General features: G+C 68.2%; 9 protein-coding genes. 2 read left to right on the forward strand and 7 right to left on the reverse strand.

Features of this window, described 5'->3' with window-relative positions:
* Positions 1 to 394 precede the first annotated feature (394 nt).
* From EJ357_RS00005 to EJ357_RS00030, 6 genes are all read right to left on the reverse strand, one after another.
* Complete coding sequence (locus EJ357_RS00005; protein WP_126387396.1) at positions 395 to 1,873, reverse strand: effector-associated domain 2-containing protein; 1,479 nt, start codon at positions 1,871 to 1,873, stop codon at positions 395 to 397.
* Positions 1,870 to 2,784: a CHAT domain-containing protein gene (locus tag EJ357_RS00010; RefSeq protein ID WP_175647230.1), complete on the reverse strand. Its 915-nt coding sequence runs from the start codon at positions 2,782 to 2,784 to the stop codon at positions 1,870 to 1,872. The genes EJ357_RS00005 and EJ357_RS00010 overlap by 4 nt, the downstream gene beginning before the upstream one ends.
* Before the next feature lie 308 nt (positions 2,785 to 3,092).
* The gene (locus EJ357_RS00015; protein WP_126387400.1) at positions 3,093 to 3,713 is read right to left on the reverse strand and encodes a hypothetical protein; all 621 of its coding nucleotides are present in this window, start codon (positions 3,711 to 3,713) and stop codon (positions 3,093 to 3,095) included.
* A complete protein-coding gene (locus tag EJ357_RS00020; RefSeq protein WP_126387402.1) occupies positions 3,714 to 5,591 on the reverse strand; it encodes a DnaB-like helicase C-terminal domain-containing protein in 1,878 nt (625 codons plus the stop codon). It lies immediately after the preceding gene.
* 1,440 nt (positions 5,592 to 7,031) lie between these two features.
* Positions 7,032 to 7,979, reverse strand: a complete 948-nt coding sequence (locus tag EJ357_RS00025) for a helix-turn-helix domain-containing protein (protein ID WP_126387404.1) — start codon at positions 7,977 to 7,979, stop codon at positions 7,032 to 7,034.
* A gap of 2 nt (positions 7,980 to 7,981) precedes the next feature.
* Positions 7,982 to 8,242, reverse strand: coding sequence for a hypothetical protein (locus EJ357_RS00030; RefSeq protein WP_126387406.1), 261 nt, complete (start codon positions 8,240 to 8,242; stop codon positions 7,982 to 7,984).
* Between the two features lie 395 nt (positions 8,243 to 8,637).
* Between EJ357_RS00030 and EJ357_RS00035 the strand changes: the two genes are divergently transcribed.
* Both EJ357_RS00035 and EJ357_RS00040 read left to right on the forward strand, forming a co-directional pair.
* A complete protein-coding gene (locus tag EJ357_RS00035) occupies positions 8,638 to 10,146 on the forward strand; it encodes a toll/interleukin-1 receptor domain-containing protein (RefSeq protein ID WP_126387408.1) in 1,509 nt (502 codons plus the stop codon).
* A 182-nt stretch (positions 10,147 to 10,328) separates the two neighbouring features.
* Entirely contained in the window at positions 10,329 to 11,300 is a 972-nt protein-coding gene (locus EJ357_RS00040; RefSeq protein WP_126387410.1) for a lipase family protein, read from the forward strand.
* 14 nt (positions 11,301 to 11,314) lie between these two features.
* Here the strand turns inward: EJ357_RS00040 and EJ357_RS00045 are convergent, their stop codons facing one another.
* Entirely contained in the window at positions 11,315 to 11,734 is a 420-nt protein-coding gene (locus tag EJ357_RS00045; protein WP_126387412.1) for a hypothetical protein, read from the reverse strand.
* Positions 11,735 to 11,805 lie beyond the last annotated feature (71 nt).

Raw genomic sequence — 11,805 nt, forward strand, 5'->3', positions numbered from 1 at the left:
CCAACTTGAAGCGTTGCTGGAACCGGCGTTGGGCAACAACTGTGGCGTCGTCATGCAGGGCACCGGCTAGGGGCCGGTGCCCTGCATGACGACGCTAGTCACCCGGTAGCGGACAGCGGGTTCCGCAGTAGTGGTCCGCGTGAGAATGACATCGGCCCTTCGTCACTCATGCCAGCAACGAATTGGCACCACCCGTCAGCGTCAACACCCAGGTCACGCGCCTGCGCCACTGACGCACAGACGACGTTCAACTGGCACTCCCCTGCAGACCAACAGCGGTTCAGCGGGTGCGCAGCCACCACTCGAGGACGGCGACGGCTCCTGTGGAGCTGGCGAAGCCGCGAATGGCGCGGCGGCCGACTTCCCGCTTCGTTCGACTCAGGCGTAGCCCAAGTCAGTTGGAAGTATCGTGTCCGCACCGCCGTGTCAGCTCGCCAGCCACATGGTCGACGCGTTCCGTCTCCATGGACGGGCCCTCCAGCAGACGTACGGCCTCCAGTAGTTGGCCGAGCGTGCCCGGGTAGCGCAGGCAGGTCCGCACGATGCCGAAAAGGTCTATCCGCAGGTTGGCGGAGCGGGGGCTGGTTGCGGGGATCACGGGGTCGATGCTGTCGAGGAGGACGCTCATGCCGTTCGGGCTTCGCAGCAGCGGGAGGGCCGTCAATGCGTCGACGAGATCGGCAAGTTCGTGTAGCGGCAGGTCGGCGGGCAGGTCGGCAAACACGACGGCCTGGTTCGAGGTGCTGGTGACGTCAGCAGGGGCGAGTTCGTCGCGCGGGGGCAGGCCGGCGTCGTGCTGGAGCAGTTCCAGTTCCGCCGGGGACAGGAGGTCGTACCAGCGGTCCACCCTGCAGGCCGCCAGCCTGCCAATCCCGTCGGATCGGTGGTGAAAGCTCACCATGCCAACCAAGGCGCCGTCGCACCACACTGCGGCCCCGGACATGCCCTCCCACGGGGAGCGCTCTGGCGCGACGCCGACGGACGGTGGGGCGACGACCAGCTCCATTGTGGCCTCACGGCGGTTGGACAGAACTGAGATCGTTCCGCGCACAAGGCAGGAGTCGCGGTACACGATCTGCGTGGAACCGGGGTCTGTGCGGAGTTGGAACTGGGGGAAGCCGACAGCGCTGAACGGCAAGATCGCGTCGGCCTCTGGGATGGCGGCGTAGCGCGGCGAGACGATGGGGGGCAGGTTGGGCGGGACAGCTGTGATTTCCAGCAGTGCCAGGTCCGCCGCCTCGGACAGCAGGACGACGTGGGCGTCGGCGCTCCACTCCCCCGGCCGGTGGGCGTCGAAACACACCTGGACCGAGGCGGTCGGGCCAGCGACGACATGAGCGGCCGTCAGCACGTACACGGGCCCGACCCGGTATCCGGAACCGCGCCGTCCCGGCAGGCCTCCGGGCCGCAATACGATGATCTCGGCGACCTGTCCCGCCTCCATCCTTCGTACCGGTACCGGTGCGTTGGACCACGCTCGTGGGGCCAGCTTCACCACCCTCGTCCCGGCCTCCGCGGTCGCCGGTCCGACCTGGACAGGAACCTCCACCGATCCCATGACCACACCGTGGGACGTGAGCGGAGTCAGCCGGAGGGAATGCCTGCCGGACGTCGTCCGGGTCACCACCACAAACTCGGCCGGGCCGTAGGAGCCGCCGAAGCGGTGCAGCACGACACTCGCGTCATGGACCGCCTCAACACGGAAGTACCGCCCGCCATTTAGGAGGCAGGTAAATTCGATCTCCTCGTCCTCGAAGGGCCATGGCTCCCCGCCGGTGTCGACGAGGGCAAGGTCCACGGAGACCAGGAACGGCTCGCCAGCCACCACGGAGCGGGGCCAGGCGACGCGTGGTTTAACGCGCACGGTGGTCATGTCGATGCCTCACGGGCAGTGAGAGTGACCACGGTGCGCGGACTGCCGTAGTAGACATACATAAAGCGGTACAGCAACGGCAACAGGCGCCGCTGCTCCTCCTTACCGTCTACGTCCAGCAGATCTGCCGGGGTCAAATGGGCCACCGTTGAGCGCAGTTCGCGCAGGGCTACGGCGATCGGTGTGTGGGGGCGGGCACTGAGGAGTTGCAGGAGTTCGTCGGCCATCTGGTGGGCCTCCTCGTCTCCGATCGCGCCACTGGTGGCAAGTACGCCTGCCGCCCCGGAGCGCAGAAACAGCTCGGAGAAGCCGCGTTGGGTCTGGTCCGCGTACTCGCCCTCATCGGCGAGGAGCTGACCGGAATGGCAGGCGTTGAGGAAGACGAAGGTGGCGGCGGACGCCAGCCGTTCGAATGAGTTGCCGCCCTCCAGCATCACCAGGGGCACGTCACCGAGCAGGCAGTCGTCTTCCCCGCGCCCGAATGTGCCGTGACAGGCGACGTACACCATGCCCAGGGGGTCGCCAGCCGCCAATGCTTTGGGCAGGCCCCGCACCCCGGCGATGCCTTCGGATGCGTACGCGTGCAGGAGCCGGTCGTCGTGGCGCATGTCTTCGGCGATGTAGGCGGCGACGGGGCCTGCGCAGGTATGGGGCTCGGCGTACTCGCGTACGACGGACCAGGCGGCGTTGACGGTTAGCCAGCGTGTGAGCGTGATCAACCCGCCGAGCCAGCCGGCCCGTTGTGGGGAACGGGGCGGGGTGTCGAGCCAGAACAGTTCCCAGGGGATGCCGTAGCCCGTCTCATCCCAGATCACCAGTTCCAGGTCGTCGCCGTGCTCGCAGCGGCGGTCGTGCAGCCAGCGGGTGAGGTCGGGTTTTCCGCCCGGGCTCCTGGCACGTTCCGAGGGCACTCTCCTGTCAAAAAGTCCGATAGACGGGGCCTGCCCCATGCCGTACGCGGGGTGCGTTCTGTGCGGTAGGCGCCGAGTAGCCCGCGAAGTTAGTCCCGGCCGTGCCTGGTGGTCGGTGTGAGAATGACATGGTCCTTCGTCACTCAGCCAGCAACGAATGAGCACCACCCGTCAGCGTCAACACGCAGGTCACGCGCCTGCGCCACTGACGCACAGACGACGTTCAACTGGCACTTCCCTGCAGACCATCGGTCTTACGGGGCGCCGGCGCCGCTTTGGGTCGGTCAGGCCGGCCGCGGGCGGTCGTGTCAGGCGCCGATGCCGATGTAGGAGACGTAGGTGTAGGCGCCCCAGTCGGAGTCGAGTTCGGCGATGACGTCGTCCCAGAGGTCTTCCATGGTCTCCAGGTCGCTGGCGACGAGGGCGTCGACGGCGTCGTCCCAGATGTAGCGGACCTGCCGGTGCTGGATCCTCAGGTTGCTGCGGCGGCGTGGTTCGTCGACGGCGGTCTGGTTGACGGGGTGGATCTCGATGCGGGTGCCTCGGCCGCCTCGGTTGAGGTGCTGTTTGAGGGCTCCTGGGTTGGCGAGCACGTTGTGGGCGCGCAGGTTCCAGTAGGCGGTGTCGATCGCTTCGAGGCTGGCTGGGCGCGGGCGTTGGGTGCCGCGGGTCCAGGCGCGGATCGTGGCGGGGGTGGCGTGGATGCCGGCGTCGGCCAGGGCTTGGGGGCCGCCTTTGGTGGTGGTGAGGTAGCGCATGCGGGCTTTCAGGCCGCGGCGGGTGCCTACTGGGGATTTGATCCCGCCGTCGATGATCATGCGTTCGAGGGCGTCTTCGAGGGCACGGGCGAGGGCAATTTTGCCGTGGACGTTTCCAGGGTCGCGGTCTGCGCCGTAGTTGCCGAAGTTCTTCCAGCCGTCGGTCGACATCTATCGGGCGCTCTTCCTCGGCAGGGGGTACTGGTCTTTTTGTTTCATCTGGGTGGTGAGGCGGCCTTCGGTGAATACCGCGCGCCAGTCACCGGCGACGTGGAGTTCGTCGGTGCCGCGGACACGGACGACGCTCAGGCCGTTGCTGTGTGCCCGGTGGGATTTGTACCAGAGGTTTGCGAATGCCTGGGAGCGGATGATGTGCATCCAGTCGGGTCGGCGGATGTCGCGGTTGACGCTTGATTCTCCGATGGTGGAGGTGAATTTCGAGTACATGGCCTTGATGTATTCGACGGTCACCGTGTCGTCGGTTTCGAGGGCTTTGGTGCGGGCCTCGGTGAGGACGCGGCGGAATTTTTCCAGGAGGCCTTCGCTGGTGCCGGAGGTCCAGCACTCGGTGATGTGCGGGGTCTCGCACAGGCCGAGGCGGGCGCAGCGGATGAGGAGGCGGATGGTGGCGTCGTCGAGGAGGACGGGGCCGTCTTCGCGGCGGTTGCCGATGGGGTCGGGCAGGTGGGGGTGGTGCCAGGTGGGGCGGGTGGGGAGGCGGTAGATGCCGGAACGCTTGGGGTCGAAGCCGCCGTTGGGGTCGTGGATCAGGGCGCCGATGGGCAGGTGGGTCTTGAAGGCGGACAGGAAGCTGGCGTTGGTGTCGAGGGCGTAGACGGTGATCGGGGGGTGGGTGCCGTTTTGGAGGGCTTCCATGAGGTGGGTGTTGGTCCAGTTGTGGCGGCCTTCCCAGATTTCGTCGGCGCCGTCTTTTGTTTTCTTTCGGAGGAATTCGAGGGTTTCCGGGTAGACGGTGTGCTCGTAATTTCCGCCGACGCGGGTTGATTCGAACAAGGCCATTGCGTTCGGTACGGCCTTTTTCACCAGGGCTTCGGTTGCGGCGGTGACGTCACCGTCGTGGTCGTGGAGGGCTTCGTCGACGGCGCGGGTGATCATGCCGGTGAAGTAGCTGTAGTCCCGGTTTGCGTAGCCGCCCACGGGCGGAGGTGGAGCGGCGGTGCGGCGGGGCGATGGCCTGGGTGGGTCGGCTGTGTGGGCTGTCGGTGCGGGCTCGGTGGGTGTGGAGTCCGAGGTCGGGCTGTTGGGGGCTTGGAGAGGCGCCTGCGGGGTCTGTGCGGGGGTGTGCTGGGGCGCGGCCGGGGGTGTCTGTGGCTCTGGGGTGGGGCTGGCGTAGGGGTTGGTGGGGTCGGTGATGCGGGCGTGGGCGAGGTCGGCGTGGAGGGTGAGGGTGGCCTGGGGGCCGAGGTCGCGTTCGGTGATCGTGGTGTGGATCTGGTCGGCGTCGCGGGTCAGGGTGATGGTGATGTCGAGGCTGAGCGTGGCGATCAGCTGGGGGTCGTCGGTGTCGACGGCGGCGAGGACGGGGAGCTCGTGGGTGCGGGCCAGGTGGGCGAGAGCCTGGGCGGCGTCGGTGATCTGGGGCGGGCCGGACAGCGGCAGCCGGGGGTCTGCGGTGGTCTGAAGGCGGTCGACCACGACGAGGGCCAGGTCGGGCAGGTCGGGGACGCTCTCGGCGATCGCGTCGGTGGTCAGGTCGGTGCCGTCGTCGATGTACAGCGGGGCTTGGGCCAGGTGGTGGTGGAGGGCTGCGGCATCGTCCTGTTCGGTGGGGGTGAGGCGGCCGGCTCGCAGGCGGCTGTAGTCGACCGGCAGGTGCGCGGCGACGATCCGTGCGGCGACGTCGGCGCGGGTGAGTCCGGAGGCGGCGTACAGCACGGGTCGGTGCTGGTCGAGGGCGCTGGTGCGTGCGGCGGCGGTGGCGATCAGGCTGGATCCGGCGCCGGGAGCGGCTGCGACGAGGTAGAAGCGTCCGGGCTGCAGGCCGCCGAGGACGTCGTCCAGCGCGCGGATGCCGGTCGGCAGACCCATCTGGGGTGCGGGTGTGGTGGTTTCACCGGCGGGAGCGGCGGCCGGGAGGACGGTGTCGAGGGCCTGGGCGAGTACCGCCAGGCGTCGCGGAGTGCGCGGCGCGGTGAGGGCTTGTGGGCCGCTGGCCGGGATGGCGCTCTCGTGGCCGGAACCGGGCTCCGCGGGAGTGGAGGCCGGCGGGCTCGGCTCGGGCTGGCTCGGGGGAAGGGCAGTTGGCGCAGTGACCGGGTGCTGGAGTGCGGCAGGGCTGGGCGGCGGGGCGGTTGGCGCTGGGGCGGGGCCGGGTGCAGCGGAGGGTGTGGGGGTAGGTGCGGGCGTGTCTGGGGCTGCCGGAGCTGGCTGTGGTTCTGAGGGCGTGGTGGGTGCGGCGGCCGCTTCGGCAGGGGCAGTTGTCGGCGCGGGCGCGGGCTCTTCGGCCGCTTCGGCTGCCGTTGTGGTCGCAAGGGGATTCTGGACTGCTTGCTCGCCTTGAGGGGGTGAGGTGGAGTCCGGGGGTGCGGCTGGAGCTGCTGTGTCGGGTGCGGGTTCGGCTTGGGGTTCGGGCGGGATGAGCGTGCCGTCCGCGGTTGCGGGGAGCAGTACGGCGACGGGGGTCTTGTGGCGGCAGAGCACCTGGGGGTGGCCTTCAGCGCCGGACTGGATCAGATCCCCGAGCTTTTTGCGGGCGTCCGCGAAGCTGTGGGTCGTGGCTTGGGTGAGGTCCCAGCCCAGTTCGGTGGCGTGGGCGGGGGTGGTGAGCAGGGCATGGTGCGGGCCGCGGGTCAGGGGTGTGGTGTGCCCTTCGCTGGCAGCGTTGATCATCTGTCGGAGTTTGCTGCGGGCCTCGTGCAGCGTCGCCGGGCGGGCGGGTGCATGGGGGTCTTCACTCGGAGGGTCGTGAGGTGTTTCCGCAGCCGGATCGGCGGAGGCTGTTCCCGCCTCGGTCAACGGGCTGTCGGCAGCCTCGGGTTCACTGTCTGCTCCCTGTCGGCGGTCGGCGCTGGCAGAGAAGGTGGGAGTCGTCGGGAGATGCAGGGGCCAGGTCCCCGCCCAGTGTGGAGTCGGCTCGGTCGGCGATGCAGGAGCTGCGGGCGCGGCATCGTTGGCGGGGTTGTCCGGTACTGCAGCGGCGGAAGCTGCCTCACCGGCGGTGTGGGATGAACGCGAGGAAGGCACCTGAGGGCTCCAGGGCAGAAACGGCGAGCGGGTTTACGGGGAAGCCGAGCTTCGGCTTGGCGGCCGTCAGCAGGCGCGGCACACCGCGCCATCAAAATGTAACGCCACTTCACAGCCTAGCTGACGCTACATCACATTGACCAGATTTATGTAACGCCAACCTCTGAGATTATGTAACGCTGGCGTCGGACTCAAGAGTGCTCCCGAGTCCGGCCCTGCCATGCAGGAGGGATGGCAGTGGGCTGGAGACGCCAGGCAGTCGGCCCGGGGAACTGTCAGGCACGTTCAGTCGGCTCCGTGGGGGCTGTCGGGCTCCACCATGGCCCTCAGCCGGACGCGGAAGGCGGTCTGCTCGGCGGCCCGCGCCTGCTCCTCAGCCTCGCCCCCCGGCTCATCGTCCTCGTACTCCTCGTACTCCTCGACCAGCCATTCCTCTGCGGCTCGCTGGAACGCCCTCTCGCGCATGCGGTCCTCGTAGTCCTCGTACGTCTCGTCCGGCTGGATCTGACCGGTGCGGCGCTTGATCTCCTCGTCGCGCTCGCGGCGTTCGAGGTGCTCCTGCACGGCCGGGTGGGCGTCCGCGCACACGTACCCTCCCCACCGCCGGGGCGGCGGCTCGGGCGGTCGCCGGCGGTCTTCGATCCGGTTGAGGACCGTGTGCCACTGAGCGGTGTCCGGGGCACTCACGTCGAAGGCTTGCAGGAGCGCGGACAACTGCTCGCGGCTGGGCAGGGCCTTCCCGCTCAGGATCAGGTGGGCTGTCGAACGCGGCACACGGTGTCCGCCGGCTTTGGTCGCCTGCTCGATGGCGCTGTAAGAGGGCCGGCCGGCCCGCAGGCGCAGTCGGGCCAGTTCCTGGGCCAGGGATGCCTGGGTGCGGACCTGCCGGGTCCGTCGGGCCCGGCCTGACAGGTGCCGGCGTGCTTTCTCGGCCGCGGCTGCCTTCCACAGGCTCCGGGTTTTCGCTTCGCGCCACTGTATGGAGTAGCCGCCGGGGTCGCCGGCAGCGCGGGCGTAGGCGAGGACGGTCTCGAGCGGTGGCAGGTGTGTGCCGCGGGCGGCCTGGCTGAGGGTGGAGGCTCCGCGGAATCCCGGCGTGTTCGCTGGCCCGGTGCGCTCCGACAGGGTGGCGTAGGTGATGCGGGACTCGTCCTTGAGCTGGCGCAGGTACGCGGCCAGGGCCCGCAGCCGGGGGTGGGCGCTGGCGTCGACGGGCTTGGTGGGACGGCCCATTCTCACCGCCTGCGGCGGCGGGAGGGCCTGCCGAGTGCGCTCGGACGACGGCCGGTGATCAGGTCAGCCGCGGCAGCGGCCACCACGACCAGCGCGGCCGGAACGGGCCGGTTTCCGGCGGCCAGGGCTGCCGATGCCAGGACGACCACGACGACGACCACAACCTCGGGGATGCCGAGCCGGCTCTGCTGAGGGCGCTCCGGTAGGTGGGTGGAGCAGAATGCCGACGGCTCGGGGCTGGCGGGCAGGGGCAGGGCAGACATGTGCAACTCCAGGCAGGCAGGCACCCGACACCCAACTCGGGCGTTTCGGGGTGGGATTGATGCGGGGTCGTGCCCCGCCGTCGAGACCTCATGGTGCCGGTGTCGGCACCCTCGCGGCCAGTCGTATCAGCGTCCGTCCAAACCGACGTGTTCACCGGCGAACCAGGCGGGTTTGCCTTTCGTCCCTGCTCAGGGCCCCTGAAAAATTGAGTTAACCCGAAACCGTCCAAAGGCTCTGCGCCGTCCCGGGTGTGGCTAGGCAAGGTGCTCAGGCAGTACTGGCTGACCGCGTGCAGCCTTGTCCGAGGGCTGCGGCGTCACGTCGGCCGAGTCGCTGATGGCGGCCTGCTCTGAAACAACTCTCGGTGTCAGAGCCTGGATTTATCATCCGACCCATGAGCGACGAAGTGGCCAAACACGTCTTCATCTCCTACGTCCGTGAGGACTCGGATCGGGTGGATGGCCTGTGCGCTGTCCTGGAGGCGGCGCAGATCCCGTACTGGCGAGACCGCCAGGACCTCGGGCCTGGCGATGCCTGGAGAACCGAGATCCGCGCGGCGATCAGAGACGGATCGCTCGTCTTCCTGGCCTGCTTCTCGGACAATTCCAGGGCAAAGGGCAAGTCCTACATGAACGAGGAACTGTCGCTCGCCGTCGAGGAGTTACGTCTCAGACCGCCGGGACGTGTCTGGCTGATCCCGGTGAGATTCGACGCGGGAGCCGTCCCCGAATGGGACCTTGGGGCAGGACGCGTGCTGAGCGACCTCAACTACTCGGACCTGTTCGGGGAGGAGCACACGGCCAACGTGGTCAGACTCGTCACCACGATCAGTCGTCAGCTCGGTGAGAGAAGGCCCGACCCAGCCACCGCCCTGGCCGCCGTCGAACAGGCGAAGGCCACGGACCGAGTGGACCTCCTTCGAAGGCTCACCAAGGAGATGCTCCCCGAACCCTCGCGCCGCATCGAGTTGGACGATCTGATCTCACAGGAAGTCCAGCGTGTCCTCGCGGTCCTGAAAGACCAGGACCGCATGGCCGGGCCGCTGGGCGGCACGGACGAGGAGCAGATCGTTCGCATCGCCGAGGAGGCCCGAGAGCTTTGGACTCTCTCCGTGCCGTTGTGTGCGCCGCTCCAGGTCGCGTCACGATGGGGGACACCGGAATCGTTGACACCCTGGACGAACAGCATCCGGTCCTTCGTCGCGGCGGCCATCAAACAGGAAAGCGGGAATTCCGCGCTCGTTGGTCTTCGGCACATCCCCGGCATGGTGAGCATCATGACGGCCGCGCTCGCCTGTACGTCGAGTGGCAACTGGGCCAACCTCAAGTCGCTTGTCGTCGACCCCTCGGTCAGGGACCGCTACGAACAGAAACCGGCGCCGGTCATCGACATGACGGACCCGCACCAGGCGTTCGGCAGCACCACGGACTTGATCTCCAACGCCCTCGCACGCGCCACCCTGACCGGGAGGGATTTGGGCGACTCGTTGAAGGACTTCACAGAACGCAACAACGGCCGGTATCACACACCGATTGCCGAGTGGCTCCACCAGATCCTTCGCCCGGTCTTCTCTGACCAGTTGCCGGACGATGACACCTACAGCGCGGAGTTCGACAGGGCCGAGGCGGTGCTCGGGGTGCTCGCGCAGGACGTGACGAACGTGCGCGCGGCCGCACACCCGGAAGGGAGGTCGTGGAGCCGCACCCACTGGTACGGACGGTCGACGTGGCGGTCCAACCATCATGGCAACCCAGTCGCCGACCTCGTGTACGAGTTCGAGACTCAGGGCGCCCAGTGGGGCCCGCTCAAGGGCGGTTTGTTCGGCGGCGACGAGGAACGTGCGCGCTCCGCGTTGGAGGCCTACCAGACGTCCTTCAACAGAGTCGCAGGGCGGCAGTTCTAGTAAGGACCGGGGCAGCTTCCTCTCATCGGATTCAGGCGTGGGTTCCCCGAAATGGGGCGCGCGTGTTGACGGATGCCGAAGCGTGGCAGCTGAGCAATGTTTGTCATGTGCGGAGGTTCAGGCACGTCCTTGGCTCCTCACAAGGCAGGATGGTCTTCGTACAGTAAGGCCGGGGGAGGCTCGTGGTGGGGACGGCAAATCCGCAGCTCGTGTTCGTTCACGGGATCGGTGGACTCCGCGACGCGGAGGCGGAACGACAGCAATGGCTCCGGGCGCTGGCCACCGGTGTGCGGGCGGCCGGACGGGCGGAGTTGGTCTCGGCGCTCACCCAAGGCTGGCTCGCGGATGTGCGTTTCGCGGACTACAGCGATCTGTTCAACGCCCGAGGAGCCCAGGGAGGCGCGCCGGGGGGCGAGTTGGATCCGTCCGACGAGCAGGTGCTCTCCGACTTGCTGAAGGCGATGGTGGATGAACTCGCCGAGCAGTATCCACCGGATTCCGGTACACGCGACGCCAGGTTCATCGAACAGGCCCGGCACCAACTTGATGCGGTCTCCTCCGACGGCCGCGCGCAGGGCGTGGGCGAGTCCGGGCGGCGACTGGTGGCGGTGACCACGACGCTGCTCCAGCTGCCCGGTCTTCGCCAAGGTGCCCAATGGGCGGGTGGTCAGGCTTTCGCGCTGCAGCTCTCCCAAGTCGCACGCTACTTGAACCGCCACGGTGACAGGGCCGCGCTTGGGGCGGCCATCCGCTCCCGGGTGCTGGAGGGACTGGATCCCACTCGGCCGCTCGTCGTGGTCTCACACTCCCTGGGCACCGTTGTGGCCTACGAAGCTCTGCACGAATACGAAGGGCCGGTGGCCCTGTGGGTGACGCTTGGTTCCCCTCTCGCGCTCGGCGGCGTGGTCCTGCAGCGCCTGGTGCCGCGGCCGCCGTCCTGCCCGGAAGGGGTGGGGGCGTGGCACAACTTCTGGGACCGAAACGACGTCGTGGTCGGGCGTCCGCGGCTGGCGGACTGGATCGCGCCGAGCGCCAGAGGGGTAAAGGCACAGACCGCGCCCGTGAAGTCCGGTGGGTTGTGGACCCATACAGCTACTAAGTACCTGGAACATGCGGAGGTGGCCGGGCCGATCGCGGAAGCTCTTCTGCCGTGACTGGCCTCGCCACATCAGCGGCACCCCGCCATGTGCTGGTGGTGGGTGCCCAGTGCAGCGGCGCGGAGGAACTGCCGGGCCTGGAAGACGCGGCGCGCCGTCTTCACCGCGCGCTGGTGGACCCGGATCTCGGTGCCTGCGTCGACCGGGGTGAAGGCGAAGCAGGGTCGCTGCTCGTGGGCACTGGCCTGGGCAAAGAGGTTGTCGGAACGGCGATCGCCGCGGCAGCCGATCGGGCGAAGGAGGACCGTGGCCCGCTCGTCCTGGCGTTGCTGGGCCATGGAGTAGGTGGCTGCGGTGGCCCGCTGTACTTCGTCACCTCGGGAAACGCGCAGGACGGACTCGTCCACCAACTGGATGTGTCGTCCACGATCGGTGCGGTGACGAACGAGAATGGACTCGATGGCCTGATAGTCATCGTCGACACCTGCCACGCGGCCGCCTCACTGGTGGGTCCGCAGTCCGTGACAGCCGGAGTCCAGCAAGGCACGGTGCGCGTGTCGGT

Origin of the sequence: Streptomyces cyaneochromogenes (assembly GCF_003963535.1) — a bacterium.
Classification (GTDB): Bacteria; Actinomycetota; Actinomycetes; order Streptomycetales; family Streptomycetaceae; genus Streptomyces; species Streptomyces shaanxiensis.

Coding starts and splice junctions, on each gene's coding strand:
- EJ357_RS00005 (WP_126387396.1), bottom strand. CDS start 1,873: ATGACCACCGTGCGCGTTAAACCACGCGTCGCCTGGCCCCGCTCCGTG.
- EJ357_RS00015 (WP_126387400.1), bottom strand. CDS start 3,713: ATGTCGACCGACGGCTGGAAGAACTTCGGCAACTACGGCGCAGACCGC.
- EJ357_RS00020 (WP_126387402.1), bottom strand. CDS start 5,591: ATGGGTCTGCCGACCGGCATCCGCGCGCTGGACGACGTCCTCGGCGGC.
- EJ357_RS00025 (WP_126387404.1), bottom strand. CDS start 7,979: ATGGGCCGTCCCACCAAGCCCGTCGACGCCAGCGCCCACCCCCGGCTG.
- EJ357_RS00030 (WP_126387406.1), bottom strand. CDS start 8,242: ATGTCTGCCCTGCCCCTGCCCGCCAGCCCCGAGCCGTCGGCATTCTGC.
- EJ357_RS00035 (WP_126387408.1), top strand. CDS start 8,638: ATGAGCGACGAAGTGGCCAAACACGTCTTCATCTCCTACGTCCGTGAG.